Origin of the sequence: Micromonospora sp. HUAS YX12, assembly GCF_040215685.1 — a bacterium.
GTDB classification, from domain to species: Bacteria; Actinomycetota; Actinomycetes; order Mycobacteriales; family Micromonosporaceae; genus Micromonospora; species Micromonospora tulbaghiae.
In genome coordinates, this window is the sequence record NZ_CP157974.1 from 5,005,689 (window position 1) to 5,029,063 (window position 23,375).

At 73.1% G+C, this 23,375-nt stretch carries 20 protein-coding genes; 8 read left to right on the top strand and 12 right to left on the bottom strand.

What is annotated here, in order from left to right; all coding sequences use genetic code 11:
* Positions 1–5 precede the first annotated feature (5 nt).
* Positions 6–1,487, bottom strand: a complete 1,482-nt coding sequence (locus tag ABIH81_RS23910) for a peptide MFS transporter (protein ID WP_349877123.1) — start codon at positions 1,485–1,487, stop codon at positions 6–8.
* 225 nt (positions 1,488–1,712) lie between these two features.
* Between ABIH81_RS23910 and ABIH81_RS23915 the strand changes: the two genes are divergently transcribed.
* Positions 1,713–2,054 (top strand): RNA polymerase-binding protein RbpA, encoded by a 342-nt coding sequence (locus tag ABIH81_RS23915; protein WP_007070998.1) that lies wholly within the window; start codon positions 1,713–1,715, stop codon positions 2,052–2,054.
* 263 nt (positions 2,055–2,317) lie between these two features.
* Here the strand turns inward: ABIH81_RS23915 and ABIH81_RS23920 are convergent, their stop codons facing one another.
* Both ABIH81_RS23920 and ABIH81_RS23925 read right to left on the bottom strand, forming a co-directional pair.
* Entirely contained in the window at positions 2,318–2,476 is a 159-nt protein-coding gene (locus ABIH81_RS23920) for a hypothetical protein (RefSeq protein ID WP_349877124.1), read from the bottom strand.
* Positions 2,477–2,735: 259 nt separating this feature from the next.
* Positions 2,736–3,065: a hypothetical protein gene (locus ABIH81_RS23925; protein ID WP_349877125.1), complete on the bottom strand. Its 330-nt coding sequence runs from the start codon at positions 3,063–3,065 to the stop codon at positions 2,736–2,738.
* 466 nt (positions 3,066–3,531) lie between these two features.
* Between ABIH81_RS23925 and ABIH81_RS23930 the strand changes: the two genes are divergently transcribed.
* The 4 genes from ABIH81_RS23930 to ABIH81_RS23945 all read left to right on the top strand — a co-directional run bounded on the left by ABIH81_RS23930 (position 3,532) and on the right by ABIH81_RS23945 (position 5,806).
* Positions 3,532–3,816, top strand: coding sequence for a hypothetical protein (locus ABIH81_RS23930; RefSeq protein ID WP_349877126.1), 285 nt, complete (start codon positions 3,532–3,534; stop codon positions 3,814–3,816).
* 35 nt (positions 3,817–3,851) lie between these two features.
* Positions 3,852–4,565: a recombinase family protein gene (locus ABIH81_RS23935; RefSeq protein WP_349877127.1), complete on the top strand. Its 714-nt coding sequence runs from the start codon at positions 3,852–3,854 to the stop codon at positions 4,563–4,565.
* Between the two features lie 97 nt (positions 4,566–4,662).
* The gene (locus ABIH81_RS23940) at positions 4,663–5,037 is read left to right on the top strand and encodes a hypothetical protein (RefSeq protein ID WP_349877128.1); all 375 of its coding nucleotides are present in this window, start codon (positions 4,663–4,665) and stop codon (positions 5,035–5,037) included.
* Between the two features lie 43 nt (positions 5,038–5,080).
* The gene (locus ABIH81_RS23945) at positions 5,081–5,806 is read left to right on the top strand and encodes a hypothetical protein (RefSeq protein WP_349877129.1); all 726 of its coding nucleotides are present in this window, start codon (positions 5,081–5,083) and stop codon (positions 5,804–5,806) included.
* Here ABIH81_RS23945 and ABIH81_RS23950 read toward each other — a convergent pair.
* The 4 genes from ABIH81_RS23950 to lnt all read right to left on the bottom strand — a co-directional run bounded on the left by ABIH81_RS23950 (position 5,795) and on the right by lnt (position 12,163).
* The gene (locus ABIH81_RS23950; protein ID WP_349877130.1) at positions 5,795–8,830 is read right to left on the bottom strand and encodes a Tn3 family transposase; all 3,036 of its coding nucleotides are present in this window, start codon (positions 8,828–8,830) and stop codon (positions 5,795–5,797) included. The genes ABIH81_RS23945 and ABIH81_RS23950 overlap by 12 nt on opposite strands.
* 317 nt (positions 8,831–9,147) lie before the next feature.
* Entirely contained in the window at positions 9,148–9,687 is a 540-nt protein-coding gene (locus ABIH81_RS23955) for an FxsA family protein (protein ID WP_013286288.1), read from the bottom strand.
* Positions 9,688–9,740: 53 nt separating this feature from the next.
* Positions 9,741–10,532 (bottom strand): polyprenol monophosphomannose synthase, encoded by a 792-nt coding sequence (locus tag ABIH81_RS23960; protein ID WP_349877131.1) that lies wholly within the window; start codon positions 10,530–10,532, stop codon positions 9,741–9,743.
* Positions 10,533–10,558: 26 nt separating this feature from the next.
* Complete coding sequence (lnt, locus tag ABIH81_RS23965) at positions 10,559–12,163, bottom strand: apolipoprotein N-acyltransferase (protein WP_349877132.1); 1,605 nt, start codon at positions 12,161–12,163, stop codon at positions 10,559–10,561.
* Positions 12,164–12,273: 110 nt separating this feature from the next.
* Between lnt and ABIH81_RS23970 the strand changes: the two genes are divergently transcribed.
* The 3 genes from ABIH81_RS23970 (at position 12,274) to ABIH81_RS23980 (ending at position 17,206) form a co-directional block, all read left to right on the top strand.
* Positions 12,274–15,384 (top strand): BTAD domain-containing putative transcriptional regulator, encoded by a 3,111-nt coding sequence (locus ABIH81_RS23970; protein WP_349877133.1) that lies wholly within the window; start codon positions 12,274–12,276, stop codon positions 15,382–15,384.
* A 68-nt stretch (positions 15,385–15,452) separates the two neighbouring features.
* Positions 15,453–16,427, top strand: coding sequence for an ATP-binding cassette domain-containing protein (locus ABIH81_RS23975; protein WP_349877134.1), 975 nt, complete (start codon positions 15,453–15,455; stop codon positions 16,425–16,427).
* Entirely contained in the window at positions 16,424–17,206 is a 783-nt protein-coding gene (locus ABIH81_RS23980) for an ABC transporter permease (RefSeq protein WP_349877135.1), read from the top strand. Before ABIH81_RS23975 ends, ABIH81_RS23980 begins: the two co-directional genes overlap by 4 nt.
* A 443-nt stretch (positions 17,207–17,649) precedes the next feature.
* Here the strand turns inward: ABIH81_RS23980 and ABIH81_RS23985 are convergent, their stop codons facing one another.
* From ABIH81_RS23985 to ABIH81_RS24005, 5 genes are all read right to left on the bottom strand, one after another.
* A complete protein-coding gene (locus tag ABIH81_RS23985) occupies positions 17,650–18,984 on the bottom strand; it encodes a glutamate mutase L (protein ID WP_349877136.1) in 1,335 nt (444 codons plus the stop codon).
* A 120-nt stretch (positions 18,985–19,104) separates the two neighbouring features.
* Positions 19,105–19,497 carry a hotdog domain-containing protein gene (locus ABIH81_RS23990; RefSeq protein WP_349877137.1) on the bottom strand — a complete coding sequence of 131 codons (393 nt, stop codon included), beginning with the start codon at positions 19,495–19,497 and terminating at the stop codon, positions 19,105–19,107.
* Positions 19,494–20,198 (bottom strand): OAM dimerization domain-containing protein, encoded by a 705-nt coding sequence (locus ABIH81_RS23995; protein ID WP_349881187.1) that lies wholly within the window; start codon positions 20,196–20,198, stop codon positions 19,494–19,496. Before ABIH81_RS23995 ends, ABIH81_RS23990 begins: the two co-directional genes overlap by 4 nt.
* A 47-nt stretch (positions 20,199–20,245) precedes the next feature.
* The gene (locus ABIH81_RS24000) at positions 20,246–21,805 is read right to left on the bottom strand and encodes a lysine 5,6-aminomutase subunit alpha (RefSeq protein WP_349877138.1); all 1,560 of its coding nucleotides are present in this window, start codon (positions 21,803–21,805) and stop codon (positions 20,246–20,248) included.
* Positions 21,802–23,373, bottom strand: a complete 1,572-nt coding sequence (locus ABIH81_RS24005) for an amidohydrolase family protein (RefSeq protein WP_349877139.1) — start codon at positions 23,371–23,373, stop codon at positions 21,802–21,804. The genes ABIH81_RS24000 and ABIH81_RS24005 overlap by 4 nt, the downstream gene beginning before the upstream one ends.
* Positions 23,374–23,375: the final 2 nt, after the last annotated feature.

Genomic DNA, 23,375 nt, shown 5'->3' on the forward strand with positions numbered 1-23,375 from the left:
CGCTGTCAGTGGATGCTGGCCATCAGGTGCCGGATCTGGCGGGTGAACATCACCGCGGCCAGGCCCAGCACCACCGAGGCCAGACCGAAGGTGAGGAAGTAGACCGGCTGGGACCAGGTGTCGGCCAGCCGGGCCACCTGGCCGCCGATGGCGTCGCCGACGGCGGTGGCGAGGAACCACAGGCCCAGCATCTGGCTGGCGTACTTGACCGGGGCGAGTTTCGTGGTGGCGGACAGGCCGACCGGGCTCAGGGACAGCTCACCGGCGACCTGGATCGCGTACACCGCGACCAGCCACAGCGGTGAGACCAGGTCGCCGCCGACGGCGGCCTGCGCGGCGGCGGCCATCAGGACGAACGACAGGCCGTTGAGCACCAGGCCGACGGCGAACTTCGTGGGCGTGGACACCCGGTGCCCGAGTCTGAGCCACAGCGCGGCGGCCAGCGGCGCGCCGATGATGATGAGGATCGGGTTCACCGACTGCAACCAGGACGCCGGGAACGTGAACCCGCCGACCGAGCGGTCGGTCTGGTCGGCGGCGAAGATGTTCAGCACCGACCCGGCCTGGTCGTAGATGAGCCAGAACGAGGCGGCGAACAGGAACAGCCACACGTACGCCTTCATCCGGCTGCGTTCGGTGCCGCTGATCTCCCGGTCGGTGAGGATCCGCGCGAAGTAGCCGACTGTCACCAGCACCGTCACCACTGTGAGCAGGTTGACCACCGTGTCGACGGTGAACCAGCCGGCCAGGAGCAGCACCAGCAGGACGGCGAGCACCACGACGCTCGCCACGCCGACGCGGGTCAGCGCGCGCCGCCGGTCGGCGCCGAGCAGCGGGTCCGCCGGGCGGGCGCCGGCTTCGCCGAGGTTGCGGCGGCCCAGCACGTACTGGAGCACGCCGAAGGTCATGCCGATCGCGGCTGCGGCGAACCCCAGATGCCAGTTGATCTTCTCGCCGAGGAAGCCGGTGATCAGCGGCGCGATGAACGCGCCCAGGTTGATGCCCATGTAGAAGATGGAGAACCCGGCGTCGCGGCGTGGGGAGTCCCGCTCGTACAGGTCACCGACCATGGTGGAGATGTTCGGTTTGAGCAGGCCGGTGCCGAGCACGATCAGCGCCATGCCGGCGAACACGCTCCACCCGGTGGGGATCGCCATCACGTAGTGGCCGGCGGCGATCACCACGCCGCCCCACAGCACGCTGCGCCGCGCGCCGATCAGCCGGTCGGCGACCCAGCCGCCGGGTAGCGCCATCAGGTAGACCATGGCGTTGTAGGTGCCGTACACGGCGTTGGCGCTGGACTCGCCGAGATCGAGCCCGCCGTCGGCGACGGCGGCGGTCAGGTACAGCACGAGGATCGCCCGCATGCCGTAGAAGCTGAACCGCTCCCACATCTCGGTGAGGAAGAGCGTGGACAGCGCGCGGGGGTGACCGAAGAAGGTCTTCCCGGCTGGTGGTCGGGCTCCGACCGGCGCGTCACTGCTCATCGTCACCTCCGGCACGCAAACAGGTGGGTAACATCCCCGTTGACAGGCGAAACACTCCACCGATTCGGCCCGGCCGGGGACGACCCCGCCGGGCAGCTGTCATGGCCGGTTACCCTTGACACTCCCGACCCGCGTACGGCCCTGCCGCCGCGGGCCGGGGAATGGGCGAGCGGTGACCGGTCGTTACACCTGAAGACCAGCACCACGAACGAGGGGAAGTCGATCATGGGCGAGCGCATGCTGCGCGGTAGCCGGCTGGGAGCGGTCAGCTACGAGTCCGACCGCAACACGGAGCTCGCGCCGCGCCAGACCCGCGAGTACCTCTGCGCCAAGGGCCACCAGTTCGAGGTGCCGTTCGCCGTCGACGCCGAGGTCCCGACGACCTGGGAGTGCAAGTTCGACGGCAGCGTGGCCCGTCTGGTCGACGGCACCGAGCCGGAGCAGAAGAAGGCCAAGCCGCCGCGTACCCACTGGGACATGCTGCTGGAGCGGCGCTCGATCGCCGAGCTGGAGGACATCCTCGCCGAGCGGCTCCAGGAGGTCCGCACCCGCCGCGGTCGTGCCTGAGCACCTCCGCAATGACCGAAAACGCCCCCGGGATCACCCGGGGGCGTTTTTCGTTGCCCGGGCAGGCACGGCCCCGCCACTTCGGGGAGGTGGCGGTATCAAGCGTGCCATGATGGCCCGCCCGTAGTTTCCAGCGAAGAACCAACGCCAAGCAGTTGATCTAGGTGAGCTTGGTGGAGCCGCGTAGGCCCTCGGTATGCGCAGCGATGCGGGGGGGGGCTCGCGAGAGGCGCTGAGCGGACTCTCGGCGCCGGGCCGGGTGGCTATTGCCGTGACGATGCGACGAACGCCGCGCCGAGGACCGCCAGTTCGAGGGACAGGAGCATGGCTACCTGATCGCGGCCAACCCGGTCGATACTCAGTACCGCGATCAGCATGGCTACACCGACGAGCGCGACGCCCCAGCGTCCCCTGCTGTTCAAGGTGCGCCTCCGCTGCGTCTGCCGGTCCCGGTAGCGTCGTCGAGTGGCCTCTTCGCCGCCGGACCACCATCTATATCAGTCCCTGCCCGGAGTTCTATACGCTCTCAGGTCATGAAGCCCTGGCAGGTCAGTGTCATTGTGGTGGTTCTCTTGCTGGTCGGGTTCCTCGGGTGGCTCGTGGCTTCTTATCGCGAGGGCCGCAACGGGCGGTGATCGTGATCCGCGAGCACCGTGTTGCCGGTGATTGCGGGGTCCGGTGTTACGGGCCGCGAGGGTCGCGGTGTGCTGGTCGCACGGTGAGTTCGCGCAGGTCTTCCAGTCCCACGCCGGCTTCGCCGTAGGCGGCCGTGGTGAGGGCCATGGCGGTCCGTACGGCGTCCCAGGGCGTGGCGGCGGCCAGGAGCAGTGTCGCCCCGGCGGCCCGGTACGCGCCGCCGTCCTCAAGGTGGGCGTGGGCGTCGAGAACATTGGCGTGGCCGAAGGCGAGTCGGCGGTTGACGTCGTCGAGCGGAAGAGTGATCACTGCGGCTTGCAGAACCTGGTAGGAGAGCAGGATCTCCCACCGCTTCTCCCGTCGAGGCGAAGGCACCGCGTTTCACCACCCTGATCGTGCTCACTCGGTGAGCGTTGGGGCTGACGGGGCGGCGGGCATGATCAGCGTCGGCGTGTGGCCGTTGCGGCTGTCCACCGCCCCACGTCTCAACCTACGCCTGCCCAGCGTCGGCAACGGCTACCAACAGCGTGTGGCCGGCACCCACCCCCCGGGTGCCGGCCGTGCTGCGCGTCGTCGATGGTGCGGTGCGGCAGAGGTGGCACCTGGCCGTCGACGCGCGACCCCTTGCCCTGTGCATCGATCGGGCGCCGTCGGTGGTGACGGGTTGGCGGCGGCGAATGTGAATGAGGCGCGTTTCCGGGTGGAGGTGTCCGAGAATCGGTCGTTTCCCGAACAAGCCGAAAGCTGACCCCCGGCCCGGTCAGACCCGTACGGAAAACCTGTCCGAAAAACTCTGCGTGTCCAACAAGACGAAGAGGGTTTCTCGGTCACTCTGAACGCTATGACCTACGGCATCGAGTACGTGGCCACCGTCGGGCCGGAACAGACCGCTTGGCTCACCAATCCCGAGCACTTCGACGGCAGCAGCGCCGGCGCAGAAAACGGCGATGGGACCGTCACCCTCACCGAGGAACAGGTCGACGCGCTGCGCGAGCAGGACACCGGCGAAGGGCGGCCCGGAGATCTGGAATGGGACGACGAGCACGGCCTACTCGTGTACCTGCCCGGTGGCGGGGACTGCCAGGGCTTCTGGTTGGTCGAGCGTCTCCGGGCCGGCCGGGCGTGACCGCCGCCCCGCCGCCCGCAGGAGGCGATTTGCTAGTGCCCACGCCGCTGGCGGGTGTGTTGGTCGGCTATGGCCGGGTCTCCACCCGGGAGCAGAACCTCGCCCGGCAGCAAGCCGCGCTGAGCGCGGCCGGGTGCGCGAAGTGCTTCTTCGACAAGGCCAGTGGGAAGAACGCCGACCGGCCGGGCCTGCACGAGGCGTTCGAGTACCTGCGGCCCGGCGACGCGCTCACTGTCGTGTCGCTGGACCGGCTCGGACGCTCCCTGGAAGACCTCATCACCATCGTGGGCCGGCTCAAACGCCACGGGGTGGGGTTCCAGTCGCTGCACGAGAAGCTGGACACCACCACCGCCGGCGGCATGTTCGTCTTCCACGTCTTCGCCGCGCTGGCCGAGTTCATCCGCACGATAATCGTGGCCAACACCAACGAGGGCCTGGCCGCCGCCCGCGCCCGCGGCCAGCGCCTCGGCCGGCCACCGGTGATGACGCCGGAGAAGATCGCCTACGCTATGCAGCTCCTGGCGGAGCCGGAACGGTCAATGTCGTCGATCGCGAAGCTGCTCGGGATCTCCCGCAGCACCCTGTACAAGGCGCTGCCCGAACTCGTCCCACCGCAACTGGCCCGAGACCGCCTGGCGGCGCAGCTCGCCGCGCTGCCAGCCGACACCCGGCCCGCGCCCTCGCTGCGCCCGTACGACGCCCAGCTCAGCGCAGAGGGCGATTCGGCCCCCTTTGCCGATTGTTACTGAGAGCATGAGTGACATTCCCTTGCGTGCACGTTGCTGGGTGTGGTCGGCGCACGCCCCCGACGCATATTCCTCCGAGACGGGGACACGAGGAGGATCGATGAGAAGGCCGGCAACATTGATCGGAGCGGCCGCCCTCGCTGCCGCCCTGGGCCTGGCGGCGACACCCGCGCCAGCGCTCGCCGCACCGGCGCTCGCCGCGCCGACGACGGTCACCGCGACTGTCATGGCAACCTGGGTTCCATGGGACGGGAACCACATCACCTCATCTGCCGCCTGTCTGCGCCGGATGAACTACATCAAGACGACCTATGGCATTCCCTCCGCTGGAATCAAGTGCCAACGGTTCCAGGAGCTGCCGCCCTGCGGCGGAGAGTACTGGATGGTCATGGTCGACGCCGATCTCGCTCCTCCCGCACGCCAGCAGGACTCACCGGTCGCAACCGGCCCGGACTTGATCCTCGCTTGCGGCTAGCAGCGGGCCGGCAGCTCACACCATCGTGAGCAGGATCAGCGCGATGCAACGCTGGTTGCCCCTCGTCGTCGACGAGGGGCAACCAGCGTTGTCCAGCGGCACCCTCCTGCGAGTCGGCCAGCGGTGCTGTCTGGTCGCCGATGGCGGGACGGTTCTGGTTTCCAAAGGTGCTGCCGTCTCCGCCGCTCTGGCGACGTGGCTCGCCCCCAGCTCAGCGGTGACTGACTTCAGTAACCTCGAAGGCCGTCGCGTGGTCGCCGCCGGGCAACTGCAAGACCGTCAATTCGTGGTTGCCAAGGTCCAGGCTGGCCCGCACGTAACTCCGCCTGCGCGGCAAGCAGCGGCTTACACAGTCGTTGAGGCAGGCGCCGTCACCGGCAAATCTTCCCGCCACTGGTTGGCAAGATCGTCGGTCGAGACGGAGTTGATGAAGCAAGGTGCGCTGCTGGACATCTGGCAGGAGGAGCCCGGCCGGTGGATCGCCCTAGCGGCCGATGCCGACCGTGTGGCCACCCGCCTTTCCTCCCACTACGGCGACGCGCTGCAGATCGTGACCAGCCGATGGGAATCCACGCTTCTCGACCAGTTGGAAGCAACACTCGGGGAGACCGAGATCGTCGAGTCGATCGGCAGAAAGATCGACGAGGACCACCAGATGCGGGTCGACGCCGTACTCTTGCACCTGCCCTCTCACATGGCGCACCGCCTGGACAGATTCCCTGCTGACGCACTCGATTTGCAGGTGCTGGTCTCGCCGCTACCTGGATAGGTGCGCTTCGTCGGCATGCTCGGGCAGACGCAAGGGTCGATAGCCGTCGGCGTCGAGTTGGGCGAGTTCGCCGTCGATGTCGACGGAGTGGGTGCCGTAGAAGTGCACGTTGGCGTGGTGGGTGGGCCAAATGTGGGCGAGAACCTCGTCATCGACCTGGCGGCCGTCGCGGCGCAGGGCGCCGACGGCGAGGCCGTGGTACTCGGTGGACCAGCAGACAATGGCGTTGGTAGCCAGGGTGAGGCACCACATCTGCTCGGTCTGCTGCTCCAGGTGCCGGCGGCGGATCGCGCCCTCGCCGGCGTAGGCCAGGGAGCGGCGCAGGGCGTGCAGGTTCTCGCCCTTGTTCAACTGCCGGGCGATTCTGCGCCGGTACGTCTCGTCGGCGAGGTAGCGGGCGGCGTAGACGGTGCGGCGCAGCGCCCCGTACTCCTTGATCGCCGAGGTGAGCGCGTTCTGCTGCCGCTTGGACGAGCACAGCTTCCCGACCACCAGGGCGGCGGTGGCGTGCCCGCCCTGCACCGACGCGGCGACCCGCAGCAGGTCGTCCCACATGCTCACGATCAGGTCGGTGTTCAGCCGACGGGTCAGCAGCGGGCCCGAGCGCGGGTACCGGGCCAGGACGTCGGCCTTCGCGCCGATGCGGTAGAGGGTGATCTTCCCCAGGTCGCGGATGCGCGGCGAGAGCTGCTTGCCGACCAGGTCGAACAGCGCGAAGTTGGCCAGGGTGGCGCCGTGGGTGTCGGTGGCGTGCTCGAACGTCGGCAGGTCGGTGGCGTTGCCCAGCAGCCCGTCCAGGACGTAGTGCGACTCCGGGGCGGTGGCGACGATGACTTTGGTGTCGAAGGTCGAGTGCTGGTCGGAGACGTGGGTGTAGGTGGATACGCCCTGCCCGCGGGCGAAGTACCGGGACAGGTGCCGCGCGGTGATGCTCTTGCCCTTGACGGGGAACCGTTGCCCGTCGGATGACGACAGCGCCCCGGCCCCGAACGCCCTCGTCAGCGGTAACCGGTGGTGGTAGTTCACCACCGCGGCGTTGGCCGCCTCCAGGGTCTCCGGACGGAAGTACCACTCGGCGGTCCACGCGAGGACGTCGTACGGCACGCCGCACGACTCGGCCATCGCGCCCAGGCCCATGTTGGTGGCCTCGGCGATGATCACATACAGCAAGTTCCGTTTCAGCTCCGCCGGCCGGTTCACCTTCCCGCCCGCGTGCACCAGGTGGTCGGTGAACCCGGTCCGCGCGTCCACCTCCACCAGCACCGACGCCAGCGGCAGGTGGGGCAGCATCGCGGCCAGCTCGGCGCGCAGCGCGTCCGCTTCGGCCGGCACGTTCTCGGCGGTCAGCGGCGGGATGATCAGCTCCCCGTCGTCGGTGAGCCGGACCTCGCCCGGGTCGCCCTTCGCGAGTTGGGTCTCCAGGTCGGTCAGGGCGGTGTGCAGCTCCTCGTCGGCCTCGGTGAGGGCGTCGTCGGCGGCGGCTGGCTTGCCGACCAGGTGGCAGAACTCGGTGCGCTGCGGCGCCCACGCCTCGGGCGTGAGCAGGAACGACGCGGGGTCGGCGTACCGGCGCGACCCGGGCACAAAGATGTCACCGGAGCGCAGGCCGTCGCGCAGGCCGATCAGCACCGCGATCTCCCAGTAGTGGCGGTACTCGGTGACGTTGCCGGCCTCGGCCGCGGCGGCCAGATAGCCGGCCCACCTTGTGGGCACGAACCCCACCGGCGCCCCGGCCGGCACCTTCCGGGTGCCGGTCGCGTACAGCTCGGCCAGCACCGCCACCGCCTGGAGGAGCTGCTCCGTGCCCGGCCCGCCGGCGAACCGCACCGCCGCCAGGACGGCGGGGGCGAACTGCCGTAGGTAGGTCATCGAGGCGTGCATCATCGCCAGGTGCCCGTGATCACGCGGCAGCCGCTCACGGCGCTCGGTCCAGGCCGCGCGCATCCGCTTCATCCCGATCCGCCCGCGCAGCAGCCCACCGATCTGCTCATCCCCCACCCCAAGGTCGAGAACGATGGTCAGGATCTCGTCGAGCAGCGCCTGCCGGTTCTCCCCACCCTTGGCTCGCTCCGCCAGGGCCTCCACGACCTTCTGCCGCGCCGCCGACTCACGCCCGGACACGGCCTGGTCGAACAGCAGCAGCGTCTCATCGAGGACGTCGACGGCGGACTGCGCGAGCAGGGTCAGCAGGATCGGATACCGGCGCTCCGGCTCTCGGCGCTGCAACGCCTGCCCGGTCAGCCGCCGCCCCACCCCGGCCAGGAACCGGCGCCGCTCCGCCGGCAGCATCGACAGGTCCAGGGTGTGCGCGTCGAGCCGGCGCAGGTAGGCCAGCTTCTCCAACTCCGCCTTCACCGCCGCCGGACTCGACGACGTCGGCCCCACCCCCAACCAGGCAAGGGGTGTGCGCCCGAGGTAGGCGTCGGGCACCAGCAGCAGGTCCAACTCCGCCCGGCGAGGGTCGGTCAGCATGTGCGCCACCCGCGTCCACGTCTCCGCCCGCGCCCGAGCACGCGCCGTGGCCACATGTTCCAGCAGGTGCACCACCCCCGGTCGCACCACTCGCGACGAGATCAGATACTCGCAGGCCAGCCGGAACAGCAGCTTCGGCGAGTCGTGCTCCATCGCCCGGGCGAACAGGAACTCGTCGAGGTCCTTCCACTCGGCGGTGTCCATCGCCCGCCACCCGCAGTACGCCGCCACCTGCCGTAGATGATCCGTGCGGGTCTGCTTTCGCTCCCCGTAGCCGCGCAGTTCGCCCATCGGCACACCCAGCCGCTGCGACAACCGGCCCACCACCGCCGCCGGCGCCGACGCCACGTCGTCCGGCACGAACCCCAACCACGGCAGCGTGCACAACTGCACCGCCGCGCCCAACACGTTGCGGCCAGTCCGGAACTTTCGCAGAAACACCTCGTCCGGGCCCGTCACCGTGAAGTAGCGGATCAACTCAGCCCGCGTGACCTCCGGGAACCCCCGAAGCCGCGCCAGATCCTCCTCCGAGAACACATCCCGAGTCGCCACCCACCCACCGCCCGAACATCGACCGCCACCAAACGGACGGCACGCTACGGGTCACCCACCACGAAGATCAATGGACCCTAGCGTTGGTTTTTCGCTGGAAGCTACGGATGGGCCATGATGCCGCCACCTCCCCGAACTTGTGCCGATCATGGGAGGGCGGGTTGGTTGTGGGCGGCTGATCCGCCGCGCGTGGGCCGATCCCGGTGCCGGGCCGGTGAACGGGCCGCCAGCTCGGGGAGGTGGCGGGGTCGGGCGCGGTCTGATGGCACCACCTCGGCGAAGTGGAGTCGATCAAGCTGACGGCGCAGCGGGGCGCGTCAGCGGTCGACGATCTCGCCCTCGATGGCCTTGCCCGGGTCGGTGACCGGCTGCGGCGACGGCGCGGGACCAGGCGACGGGGCCGGCGCGGGCTCCGGGGTGGGCTGCGGCGCACCCCGGTACACGCGCACCCGGCGCGGCCCGAACAGGTCACCGGCGACCATCGACGACACCCGGCGCTCGGTGGCCCGGCGCACCCCGCCACCGGCCAGCCGGCGCAGCGGCGGCACCAGCAACAGCAGGCCCACCACGCCGCTGACCAGGCCCGGCAGCGCCAGCAGCAGCGCGCCCAGCAGACCGACAAGCCCATCGGTCACCTCCGGGCCCGGCGGCCGGCCGGCCTGCGCCGCCGCGCGGAAGCCGCGCCACGCCCGCATGCCCTCGCGGCGCAGCAGCACCAGACCCAGCAGGGACGCCCCGAACACCAGCAGCACCGCCACGCCGAACCCGACGGCCCGGCCGACCAGCACGAAAACGGTCAGCTCCAGCAGCGCGAGCAGCAGCAGGGCCGGTGGTACGTACTTCAGTCCTCGGCGCATCTCACCTCATCAGCCCGGGGTCATCACGCCCCTCAAGCATGACACGCCCTCGCTCAAGGCCAGCGCGCCAGCGCGTCCGGGCGGGCGGACGCGGTCGCCAGACGGTCCCGCACCCCCCAGCGGGTGACCCGCCACAGCGCCTCAGCCACGATCAGCGGGCTCATCTTGCTGTCGCCGTGCTCCCGCTCGGCGAACGTGATCGGCACCTCCACCATCCGCACCCCGGCACGGTGCGCCAGCCGCGACAGCTCCACCTGGAACGCGTACCCCTGGGAACGCACCGAGCCCAGGTCGATCGCGTCCAGCGCGCTCGACCGGTACACCCGGTAGCCGCCGGTGGCGTCGCTGACCGGCATGCCCAGCGCCAGCCGCGCGTACAGGTTCCCCACCCGCGACAGCAGCAGCCGCCGCCACGGCCAGTTCAGCACCCGCGCGCCGCGGGTCCACCGGGAGCCGATCACCACGTCGGCGTCGCGGGCGGCGTGCAGCAGCGCCGGCAGGTCCTCCGGGGCGTGTGAGCCGTCGGCGTCCATCTCCACCACCGCGTCGTAGCCGCGGGTGCGCGCCCAGGCGAAACCGGCCAGGTAGGCCGCGCCGAGCCCTTCCTTGCCGGCCCGGTGCAGCACGTGCACCCGCGGGTCGCCGGCCGCGAGCGTGTCGGCGATCGCGCCGGTGCCGTCGGGGCTGTTGTCGTCGGCGACGAGCACGTCCACCGCCGGCGCCGCCGCGCGTACCCGGGCCACGATGCGCCCGACGTTGTCGGCCTCGTTGTAGGTGGGGATGACCACCAGGACCCGCCCCACCCCGGGATGGCCGACCGTCCGCCTGCCGGCTGCCACGCCCACCGTCGCACCGCCTCCCGCTCGTCGGCTCAGCCGGGAGCGACCTCCCGGCGGCGGCGCAGCACGGCCGCGCCGGCCAGGGCCGCGACCGCCAGCGCCGTCAGCGCCACCTCCGGCCACACCCCGGCCGTGGTCGCCGGGGTACGCCCGTCGCCGAGTTCCATCTGCCGCACCACCACCGCGGCGGTGTTGAACCCGGTCGCACCGTCTACCCGCCCGTCCGGGGAAACGAACCCGGACACCCCGACCGTGGAGGCCATCAACGCGGCCCGGCCGTGCTCCACCGCCCGCAGCCGCACCATGGCCAGCTGCTGGCGGGCCTCGGCCACGTCGAACGTCGCGTTGTTGGTCTGCACCACCAGCAGCTGCGCGCCGCCGGTGACGGTGTCCCGGACGATGCCGTCGTAGGCCACCTCGAAGCAGATCACGTCGCCGAGGACGGCCGGGCCGGCGTCCAGCACGCCGGGACGGTCACCGGGTACGAAATCGGAACGGACCCGGTCGACCTGGGAGCTGACCTTGCGGGCGATGGACCGCAGCGGCACGTACTCGGCGAACGGCACCGGATGCCGCTTCGTGTACACCTGGTCCAGGTCGGCGCCGGTGCCCGGCCGCCACAGCAGCCCCGCGTTGCGCACCTGACCCGGCCCGGGCCCGACCAGCACCGCGCCGACCAGGATCGGCGCGCCGATCGCGTCGGCGGCCCGGGAGATCCGCTCCCCCGCGCCCGGGTTGCGCAGCGGGTCGATGTCGCTGGAGTTCTCCGGCCACACCACCACGTCGGGGCGTTCCTGGCCGCCCTCGGCGACCCGCCGCGCCAGGTCCAGCGTCGCGTCGACGTGGTTGTTCAGCACCGCCTGCCGCTGCGCGTTGAAGTCCAGTCCGAGGCGCGGCACGTTGCCCTGCACGATCGCGACGGTGACGGTGCCGCCCGCGCCGCGTACCCCGGCCGGCACGGCCGTGCCCGCGGCGAGCAGCGCCACCAGCGCGGCGGTGAGCCCGGCGACGGGCCGCCACTGCCCGGGCGTGTGCCGCCAGTCCCGCCACGCGGCGGTCACCAGGAGCCCTCCGGCGACCGCGACGGCGAACGTGACCAGCGGGGCGCCGCCGAGCGCGGCGAGCTTCAGCAGCGGCGACGTGTCCTGGCTGAACGCCAGCCGCCCCCACGGGAACCCGCCGAACGGGGTGCGGTCACGCAGCGCCTCCTGCCCCACCCACAGCACACCGGTCAGCAGCGGCCACGCCGCCCGGTGCCGGTCGGCCAGCGGCGACGCCCAGGCGGTGGCGGCGCCCAGCAGCGCCAGGTAGGCGGCCTGCAGCAGCGACAGCAGCGCCCACGGCAGGTAGCCGGTGTGCAGGTTCGTCCACTCCAGCAGCGGCGCGAACAACGCCACCCCGGTCAGGAAGCCCAGACCGGCGCCGGCACGCAGCCGCCGCCGGTGCACGGCGGCGGCCAGCAGCGCCACGCCGACCGGCGCCAGCGGCCACCACCCGTACGGCGGGAACGCCAGCAGCAGCGCCAGCCCGGCGAGCACGGCGGCCGGCACGGCCAGCGTCAGCGGCAGGGGACGCGCGCCGCCGTCACCGGGTGCCCCGTCGGTGGCACGCGGCTGTTCCCGGTCCAGCGTCGTCACCGGCTTCTCCCCACGATCACGGGCCGAAGGCTACCCGCCCGTACCGGCGGCCGGCCGAACCGGTGTGGGGCGTGCCACCGGCGCGGCGGGGACAGGCGACAATCGGGCACATGCGGTTCGGTGTGCTCGGCGCGACCCAGGCGTACGCGGCCGACGGCAGCGTGCTGCCCGTCGCCGGCGGGCGGCTGCGCGCGCTGCTGGTGCTGCTGCTGCTCGACGCCGACCGCACGGTGACGCCGCAGCGCCTCGTCGACGGCGTGTACGGCGACCGGCCGCCCGAGCAGGCCGCCAACGCGCTGCAGTCGCAGGTGTCGCGGCTGCGGCGGCTGCTGCCGGGCGCGCACATCGAGTTCGGCCCGGCCGGCTACCGGCTGGCCGTCGACCCGCAGCAGGTGGACGTGCACCGGTTCACCGGCCTGGCCGCGGCCGGCCGGGCGGCGCTCGCCGCCGGTGACCCGGCGGGTGCGGCGGCGCTGCTGCGCGACGCGCTCGGCCTGTGGCGCGGCGAACCCCTCGCGGACGTGAGCGGCGCGCCGTTCGCCGACGCCGAGGCGGCCCGGCTGCGCCAGGCGCGGCTGGCCGCGGTCGAGGACCGCGTCGAGGCGGAGCTGGCGCTGGCGCCGGCCGGCGCGCCGCTGATCGCCGAGCTGCGGGACCTGGTGGCGGAGCATCCGCTGCGGGAACGGCTGCACGGGCTGCTGATGCGTGCCCTGCACGGCGCCGGCCGCCGCGCCGAGGCCCTCGCCGTCTACGCCGACGCCCGCCGGGTGCTGGCCGAGGAACTGGGCACCGACCCGTCGGCGGAGCTGGTCGCGCTGCACACGGCGCTGCTGCGCGACGACGCCGCACCGGCCGCCCGGCTGCCCAGCCCGCTCACCAGTTTCGTCGGCCGGGAACCGGAGCTGCGGCGGGTCCACGACCTGCTCGGCGCGGCGCGGCTGGTGACCCTGCACGGCCCGGGCGGCGCCGGCAAGACCCGGCTGGCCACCACCGTCGCGTCGGGCCACGACGGGCCGGTGTGCCTGGTGGAGCTGGCCGCTGTGACACCCGGGGCGCCGGTCGCGCCGGCGGTGCTGGCCGCGCTGGACCTGCGCGACGCCGGCCTGCGCGCACCCGGCGGCCCGGCCGACCTGACCGACCGGCTGGTGGCGGCGCTGGCCGACCGGCGGCTGCTGCTGGTGCTGGACAACTGCGAGCACGTGATCGACGACGCGGCCCGGCTGACCGGCCGGCTGCTCGCCGCGGCGCCAGGGCTGCGGGTGCTCGCCACCAGCCGGGAGCCGCTGGGTCTCACCGGCGAGGCGCTGTGCCCGGTCGGCGGGCTGCCCGTCCCGGACGGGCCGGCCGCGCCGGAGGCGGCCGCCGCGTACCCGGCGGTGCGGCTGTTCAGCGACCGGGCCGCCGACGTGTCTCCCGGGTTCACCCTCGACGCCGCCACCACCCCGGCGGTGCTGCGGATCTGCCGCACCCTCGACGGGCTGCCGCTGGCTCTGGAGCTGGCCGCGGCGCGGCTGCGGGCCCTGCCGGTGACGCAGGTCGCGGCGCGTCTGGACGACCGGTTCCGGCTGCTGCGCCGCGGTGACCGCACCGCGGTGCCCCGGCACCGCACGCTGGAGGCCGTCGTGGGGTGGAGCTGGGACCTGCTCGACGCCGCGGAGCGGCGGCTGGCCGCCCGGATGAGCGTGTTCGCCGGTGCCGCCGACCTGGCCGCGGTGCAGGCGGTGTGCGCGCCGGACGCCGGGGACGTCCTGGACGTGCTCACCGGCCTGGTCGACAAGTCGCTGGTGGAGGCCACCGGCGGGCGCTACCGGATGCTGGAGACGATCCGCGAGTTCGCGGCGGCCCGGCTGGCCGAGCACGGCGAGACCGCGCGGGTGCGGGACGCGCACGCCGCGTACTTCCTGGATCTGGCGCTCGCCGGCGACGCGGCGCTGCGCGGCGGCGGCCAGGACCGGTGGCTGCGCCGCCTCGACTCCGCGCGCGACGACCTGCACGCGGCGTTGCGGCACGCGGACACCGCCACCGGGTTGCGGCTGGTCGCGGCGCTGGCGTTCTACTGGTGGCTGCGGGGCCTGCGCGGGGAGGGCGCGGCGCTGGCCCGGCGGCTGGTCGACCGGGTCGACGGCCCGCCCGACGGCCTGGCCGAGGAGTACGCGCTGGGCCTGCTGGTCGCCACGCTCGCCGGCGGCGGCGACCGCAGCGAGGTCGACGCCGCCTCGCGGATCCTGTGGACCCTGGCCCGGCCGCCCCGGCATCCGTTCCTGCTGTACCTGTCCGGCATGGCCAGCGGCCCCCCGTCGCCGGAGGACGCGGCGGCGCTGCACGAGCAGGCCGTCCGGGACCGGCTGCTCGGCGCCGACCCGTGGAGCCGGGCGCTGGGCCTGCTGGGCACGGCGATGGTCAGCCTGCTGCACGGCCGGCACGAGCAGGCCCGCACCGAGCTGGACGCCGCGCTGGCCGGCTTCCGGGCCCTCGAAGACCGCTGGGGCATGATCGTGACGCTGTCCACCTGCGCCGAGGCCGCCTACCGCACCGGTGACGTCGCGTCGGCGGCCGCGCCGATGGCGGAGGCGCTGGACCTGGCCGAACAGCTCGGCTCCACCCTGGACCTGGCGGAGCTGCTGCGTACCCGCGCCGACGGGCGGCTGGTCGCCGGTGACCTGGCCGGCGCGGCCGAGGACTACCGGCGGGTACGGCGCATCGCCGGTCCGGCCGGCGCACCGGAGCTGGTCGCCGCCGCGCATCTGGGGCTCGGCGAGATCGCCCGCCGCGACGGCGACCCGCAGCGGGCGCGCGCGCTGTGCGAGCGGGCCGTCGCGCAATGCCCGTCGGGCTGGTTCGGCGCCGAGGTGGTGCGGCTGGCGGCGCTGGTGACGCTCGGGCAGCTCGCCGACGCCGCCGGCGACCCGGCGGCCGCCCACGCCCACTACCGGCAGGTCCTCACCGCCGGCGCCGGGGCGTGGGACGCGCCGGTGGTGGCCGCGGCGGCCGACGGGCTGGCCGGGCCGCTGCTGCGCGACGGCGACCACGAGTCGGCGGCCCGTCTGCTGGGCGCGGCGGCGGCGCTGCTGGCCGGCACCGGCGCGGCCGACGCCCCGGCCGGCACACCGACCGCCGCCGCGCTGCGGGAACGCCTGGGCGAGGCGGCGTTCGCCACCGCGTACGCCCGCGGCGCGAACCTGCCCCGGCAGCGGGCGCTGGCGCTGCTCGACGGCCGCTGACCGGCCCGGCGCCGCCCGGTGCGCGCGCGGTACGCGCCCGGTCAGCGACGCCGGTGACCCTGACACCCATGACCGACGACACGACGGCCGTGCTGGCCGACGGGATACGAAAAACGTACGGCCGCACCACCGCACTGGACGGCCTCGACCTGGCCGTGCCGGCCGGCACCGTGTACGGGGTGCTCGGCCCCAACGGGGCGGGCAAGACCACTGCGGTGCGGATCCTCACCACGCTGCTGCGCTTCGACGCCGGCCGGGCCAGGGTGGCCGGGTACGACGTCGCCACCGACCCGGACCGGGTCCGCGCCGCGATCAGCCTGACCGGCCAGTACGCGGCCGTCGACGAGGTGCTCAGCGGGCGGCAGAACCTGGTGCTGTTCGGCCGGCTGCGGCGGCTGAGCGCGCGCCGGGCCCGCCGCCGCGCCGAGGAACTGCTGGACCGGTTCGGCCTGACCGAGGCCGCCGACCGGTCGGCCGGCGGCTACTCCGGTGGGATGCGCCGCCGCCTGGATCTCGCGGCCAGCCTGGTGGTGGCGCCGCGGGTGCTGTTCCTCGACGAGCCGACCACCGGCCTGGACCCGCGCAGCCGCAACGGCCTGTGGACGGCGGTGCGGGAACTGGTCGACGACGGCACCACGGTGCTGCTGACCACCCAGTACCTGCAGGAGGCCGACCACCTCGCCGACCGGGTGTGCGTCATCGACACCGGCCGGGTCGTGGCCGAGGACACCCCGGAGCGGCTGAAGGCCCGCATCGGCGCCGACCGGCTGGAACTGGTGGTCCGCGACACGGCGGACCTGCCCGCGGCCGCGGCGCTGGTGGAACGCGCCACCGGCGCGGCCGTGACCGTGGACGCCGAGCTGCGCCGCGTGGACGCGCCGGTGGCCGACCGGATCGCCGTGCTCACCGCCGTGCTGCGGGCCCTCGACGACGCCGGGGTCGCCGTGGAGGACGTCCTGGTCCGCCGCCCCACGCTGGACGAGGCGTTCCTGCGGCTCACCGGCGGTCACGCCGGCACGCAGCGGGTGGGGGTGGCGTCGTGAGGGCACTGACCGACGGATGGCTGATGGCCGGGCGGAACATGCGGCACGTGGTACGCGCCCCGGAGGAGATCATCCTCTACTTCAGCCTGCCGATCATGTTCGTGCTGGTGTTCGGCTACGTGTTCGGCAGCGGCATGTCCGTGCCGGGCGACGGCAGCTACCGGGAGTTCCTGCTGCCCGGGGTGTTCGTCATGACGATGCTCTACGGCCTCGGCGCGACCGCGTCGGCGGTCGCGGCCGACACCGGCCGGGGCGTGGTGGACCGGTTCCGGTCGCTGCCGATGGCCCGCTCGGCGCTGCTGTCCGGCCGGGCGAGCGCCGACCTGGTACGGGCGTGCCTGGAGATGACCACGCTGGTGGCGTGCGGGCTGCTGGTGGGCTGGCAGTGGCGCGAGGGCGCCGGCCCGGCGCTGGCGGCGGTGGCGCTGATCCTGCTGCTACGCGTCGCGATGACCTGGGTGGGCATCCTGTTCGGGCTGCTCGTGCCGAACCCGGACACGGTCGCGGTGGTGGTGTTCCCGCTGGCGTTCCCGCTGACCGCCCTGTCCAACGTGTTCGTCGCGCCGGAGCTGATGCCGGACTGGCTGGGCGCGATCGCCTCGTGGAACCCGCTGTCGGCGACAGTGGCGGCGGCCCGGGACCTGTTCGGCAACCCAGGCCTGGGCGGGGACTCGTGGCCGGCCCGGCACGCGCTGGAACTGGCGATCGCCTGGCCGCTGGCGCTGATCGCGGTGGCCGCTCCGGCCGCGGTGCGCCGCTACCGGCGGCTCGGCCGCTGAGAGCGCTGGGCCGCTGACGGGGGGATCGGGGGGATGAAATCGGGGCGCGGCCGAAGCCGCGCCCCGATGCTCCCAGGCCCTTCCCGGCCGGTGGGGCGAAGACGATCGGCGCCGACCTTCGGACCGACCCGACGTGGACTGGCTGCCCCCGCCTGGCCGTTGTCTACTGGCCGTGCCTCTCACCCTGCCCGTACACCGGTAACCGCGGCCGGTTCGCGCCGCCCCGCCGACCCCCGCCCGCTGGACCTGGCCGCCGCAACCTTCCGGTCGCTCGGCCAGCGGACGAAGGGACGAAGCGAACAACAGCCGCTTCCCGTGGTAGGACTCAAAGACGGTACGGCGTAGACCCCCGCCGCTGTCAACCCACCCGGGCCTGTCGTGTGCTGCAACACGGCGTGTCGCGTCGGCGCGTCTCGATTTCCGCGCCCGGTCCGCGACCCCGTTCAGGCGCCGAGGTGGTGCCGCAGCATCGCCGCCGCCGCACCCGGATGCTCGCCGGCGAGCAGCCCCGCCGCGGCCAGCACGTAGTCCACGTCGACGACCGGCCGGGCCGCCCGCGGCAACGCCCACCCGCCCGCGTGGTCGGTGAGCACCGCGTCGAGCACCGCCGCCGCGTCGCCCGGCTCGGCGTGCCGCAGCACCCCACCGGAGCCGACGAGCAGCTTCACCTCCCGCAGGTCCCGCCCGGCCCGCTCCCCCGTCGCCGCGCCCCGCGCGTGCCGCCGCAACGCCACAGTCGCGGCCAGCGCCGCGATGCGCCGGTCCACGGCCCGATCGCCGTCACCGGCGGGCAGGAACCCCGGATCGGCCGCCCGTACCGCCGCCGCGGCCGCCAGCTCCGCCTCGCCGGCCGGGTCGAGCAGCCGTTCCTCGGCCGCGGCGCGCACCACACCCGGCGCGCTCCACCGCATGCCCAGGTCGCCCTCCACGGTGCGGGCCCGCCACAGCGTCCCGGCGACCTCCTGGCTGGGGCCGCTGTCGCGCTCGTCGGGGGTGAGCACCGAGTACACGTCGGTGGTGGCCCCACCCACGTCCACCACGGCCAGGTCACCGCCGAGCGTGCCGGCGAGAACCTCCACGCCGGTGAGCACCGCGTCGGGGGTGGCGGCGCGGACCAGCCGCGCGAACCTCGTACCCCGGGACAGCTTCTTGCCGCCGATGACGTGCCGCAGGAACACCTCCCGGATCGCCGCCCGCGCCGACGCCGGCTCCAGCACTCCGATGCGGGGCAGCACGTTGCCCGCCACCGTCACCGGCACCCCCGCGCCCGCCAGCAGCGCGTGCAGGTCGTCCCGCACGTCGGCGTTGCCCGCCAGGACCACCGGCACCCGGAACCGGGCCTTCGCCAGCCGCGTCGCGTTGTGCGTCACCGTGTCGGCGTCGCCGCCGTCGGTGCCGCCCACCAGCAGCACCACGTCCGGCCGGGCCGCCCGCAACGCCGCCACGTCCGCCCCGGACAGCCGCCCCGCCGCCACGTGCACCACGTTCGCGCCCGCCGACAGACCGACCCGCCGGCCCGCCTGAGCGGTCACGAGGGGCTCGTAGCCGACCACCGCCAGGCGCAGCCCACCCCCGGCCGACGAACACACGTACCAGGGCACCTGCGCGACCCCGGCCGACGCGGTGGCCGCGCCGACCGCGGCGTCCAGGCCGTGCAGGACGTCCGTGCCGACGGTGGTGGGCGCCGACGCCGCCGCGACCAGCCGGCCGCCGTCGAGGTCCACCACCGCCGCCTTCGTGTACGTCGACCCGACGTCGGCGCAGACGACGGCCCTCACGCCGGGCTGTCCTTCGTTCGCGACTGCGGCGCTCGCGACACCGGCTCGCTCCTCGCGCTCACGCCGGGCCGTCTTTCGTTCGCGACTGCGGGGCTCGCAACCCCGGCTCGCTCCTCGCGCTCACGGGGACGGCGGTACGACCACAGTGCCGGTCGCGGTGACCGCCACGATCGGCTCGTCGAGCACCTCGGCGGCCGACTCCCCCTTATCCGGGCAACCCCGGCACACCACCGTCGCGGCGAAGTCGATGGTGCGGCTGCGCGTGCCCACCCGCGTCACCGTCGCCGTCACCTCCAGCACGTCACCGGCCTTCATCGGCGCCCGGAACTGCACATCGGCGTACGAGGCGAACAACCCCTCGTCACCGTCGGTGCGGATGCACACCTCGGTGGCCACGTCCCCGAACAACCCCAGCGCGTACGCCCCGTCGACCAGGTTGCCCGCGTAGTGGGCGTGGGAGTACGGCACGTACCGGCGGTGGACGACGGTCAGACCGACACGCGGATCGCTCATGGGGTGTTCGCCTTCCTGGAGGTGATCAAAGCGTGCACGAGGTAACTGGCGACCTCACCCGGAGTGGTGCCACGGCCGAAGATCCGGTCCACGCCCAGCTCACCGGTCATCGTCTCGTCGAACCGCGGCCCGCCGACAATCAGCAGCGGCCGGCGCCCGGCCGGCATCGCCTCCCGGAACGCCGCCGACATCTCCCGCGTGTTGTGCAGGTGCGCGTCGCGCTGCGTCACCACCTGCGACACCAGCACCGCGTCGGCGCGTTCCCGCCGCGCCGCCTCGACCAGCTCCGGCACGCTCACCTGCGCGCCCAGGTTCGAGACCTTCAGCTCCCGGTAGTACTCCAGGCCCTTCTCCCCGGCGATGCCCTTCACGTTGAGGATCGCGTCGATGCCCACCGTGTGTGCGTCGGTGCCGATGCACGCCCCGACCACCGACAGCTTGCGGCGCAGCTGCCGCTTCACCACCGCGTTGACCTCCTTGGCCGACAACAGCGGATAGTCGCGCTCCACCACCTGCACCTTCGACAGGTCCACCAGGTGGTTCACCCGCCCGTACACCACGAAGAACGTGAACCCGCCACCGATCGGCTTGGCATGCACCAGCATCGCCGGGTCCATGCCCATCTTGTTGGCCAGCTGCACCGCCGCGCCCTCGGCCCGCTTGTCGTGCGGCACCGGCAACGTGAACGACACCTGCACCATGCCGTCACCGGTGGTGTCCCCGTACGGCCGCACGACGGTCTTCTCGCTCACAGGGTTTGCTCCAGGATCTCGGTGGCCGGGTTGTAGTAGTCCGCCTCGTGCCGCGCCACCCCGGACAGGCCCTTGCCCCGGTCCGCCGGCCGCTTCATGATCCCGAACGTGCCCTCGGCGATCGCCGTCAGCAACGACTGGTCCCCGATGCGCTCCAGCAGGTCCACCGCCTCACCGAGCACCCGGTGCGCCCGCTGCTGGATGAACCCGCCCGGCGCCGGCACGAAGTCCTCGTGCAACCCGCCCGCCGCGCCCAGCACGTACCGCACGTTCTGCAGGGCGATGTCCCGGTCCGACAGCCACGGCGTCACCACCGCCTCGGTCATCATCCCCACCAGCAGGATCCCCTGCCCGGTCATCGTGCCCACCAGGTTGAAGAACCCGTCCAGCAGGTTGCCCCGGAACACGTCACCGGTCATGTGCTTCGTCGGCGGCATCCACTTCAACGGCGCGTCCGGGAACAACTCCCGCGCCAGCAACGCGTGTGCCAGCTCCAGCCGGAACGACTCCGGCACATCCGGGTTGATCTCGAACGCGTGCCCCAGCCCCAGCTGCCAGTCCGCCAGCCCCGCCTCGTGCGCGAAGAACTCGTTGAGCAGCTGCGACACCGTCACCGTGTGCGCCTCGTCCACCGCGTCCGCGGTGGTCAGGTAGTTGTCCTCACCGGTGTTGATGATGATCCCCGCCCGCGCGTGCACCTGCCGCGAGAACCGCTGGTCCACGAACGTCCGGATCGGGTTGATGTCACGGAACAGGATCCCGTACATCGAGTCGTTGAGCATCATGTCCAGACGCTCCAGCCCGGCCAGCGTCGCCATCTCCGGCATGCACAGACCCGACGCGTAGTTCGTCAGCCGCACGTACCGGCCCAGCTCCCGCGACGTCTCGTCCAGCGCCGCCCGCATCAGCCGGAAGTTCTCCTGCGTCGCGTACGTGCCCGCGAACCCCTCCCGGGTCGCCCCCTCCGGCACGTAGTCCAGCAGCGACTGCCCCGTCGACCGGATCACCGCGATCACATCCGCGCCGGCCCGCGCCGCCGCCTGCGCCTGCGGAATGTCCTCGTAGATGTCACCCGTCGCCACGATCAGATAGATCCACGGCCGCCGCTCCGGATCCCCGAACCGCTTCACCAGCCGGTCCCGCTCCGCGCGCCGCCGGTCGATCGCCCGGACCCCCGCCGCCACCGCCTTACGCGACGCCCGCCGCGCAGCCGTCGCCGCCTTCCCCGACGGCTGCGCGAACCGCACCGACCCGGCCGCCGCCTTCTGCGCCAGCAACGTCACATCCGCGATGCCCTCACGCGCCAGCGCGTCGAACACCGGCGCCGCCACCCCGTGCCCCAGCCCCACGTCCGCGACCACCGCGTCCACGAGCCGGTTCACCCACGGAATGCCGTCCGGGTCCGCGCCGGTCACCCCGGCCAGCCGCAGCACCGCCCGCTCCACCGACACCGTGGTGTGGCTGCGCGCCAGATCCACCACCGGCTGCCCGGCCCGGCGCGCCAACTCCCGCGCCCGCGCCACCAGCGCCGGATCCAGCCCAAGCTTCCCTGTCACGAAGACCCTTCCTGATAGATCACGTCACCGCGCAACACAGTGGCCCGGCACACCGGCAGCGGCGTCGGATCGTCCGCGCCCCGCAACTCCGGATCCTCGGCCAGCACCACCGGCAACCCCCGCTCCACGCCCGCCGGGGTGTCCCACACCGCGAACGTCGCCGGCGCCCCCAACGCCAGCACACCCTCGTTGTCCAGGTGCACCGCCCGCCACCCGCCGCGCGTGTGCGCCGCGAACGCCGCCCGCACACTCATCCGCTGCGCCGGATTGTGATGCGCCGCCGCCGCCCGCACCGACCCCCACGGATCAAGCGGCGTCACCGGCGAATCCGACCCGAACGCCAACGCCACACCGACCCCGTGCATCGCACCCATCGGATTCGACTCCAACGACCGGGCCAGCCCCAGCCGCGACTCGTACATCCGGCCCGCACCGCCCCACAACCGGTCGAACGCCGGCTGCATCGACGCCACGATCCCGTACTCCACGAACCCGGCGATCAGCGCCTTGCTCATGATCTCCGCGTGCTCCACCCGGTGCCGGGCGGCCCGCAACCGGTCCACACCCACCGACCGCGCCGCCAGCCCGAACCCCGCAAGCACCGTCCCGATCGCCGCGTCCCCGATCGCGTGGAACCCGCCCTGCAACCCGTGCGCCGCACAGTCCAGCAGATGATCACGCACCTGCTCCGCCGACACGTACCCGTGCCCGCACGCCCCCGCCTCACCGTCCAGGTACGCCGCCGACACGTGCGCCGTCCGCGACCCCAGCGCCCCATCGGCGAACAGGTCACCACCCGCGCCCACCGCACCCAGTTCCCGGGCCTTCGCCGCACCCAGCAGCTCACCCCAGTACCCGTACACCTCCGGCACCCCGGCCCCCGAGATCGCCAGCAGCCCGGTGAAGTCCTCCTCGTCGGAGATGTCCGGACCACCGCACTCGTGCACCGCCGCGATACCCAGCGACGCCGCGTGCGCCAGGGCCCGCCGCTGCGCCGCCACCCGCTGCGCCCGCGTCACCGACGCGAACGCCGCCGCCCGCACCACATGGTGCGCGTCGCGCCGCAGCCACCCCGACGCGGCGTACCCGGCCGCCGGCACCACCTCCGGGCACGCCGCCAGCAACGCCGCCGACACCAGCGCCGAATGGATCGACGCCTGCGACAGATACACCCGCCGCCCACCGGCCGCCCGATCCAGCGCCGCCGCGTCCGGCAGCGCCGGATCAGCCCAGTTCGACTCGTCCCAGCCGTGCCCCAGCACCACCGCGTCACCCGGCAGGCCCGCCGCGAACGCCGACACCGCCTCCAGCAGCTCACCCGCCGACCGCACCGCCGACAGATCCAGCCCCGACAACGCCAACCCGGTATCCGTCGCGTGCACGTGCGCGTCCACGAACGCCGGCGTCACCAGAGCACCGCCCAGCTCCACCACCCGGTCCGCCCGCGGCGCATCCGCGTCCGTACCCAACCAGGCGATCCGCCCGTCCCGCACCAGCAGCGCCGTCGCGCTCGGGTCCGCCGGACAGTGCAGCACTCCACCGCGATACAGCGTCGAGGGGTTCGTCATGG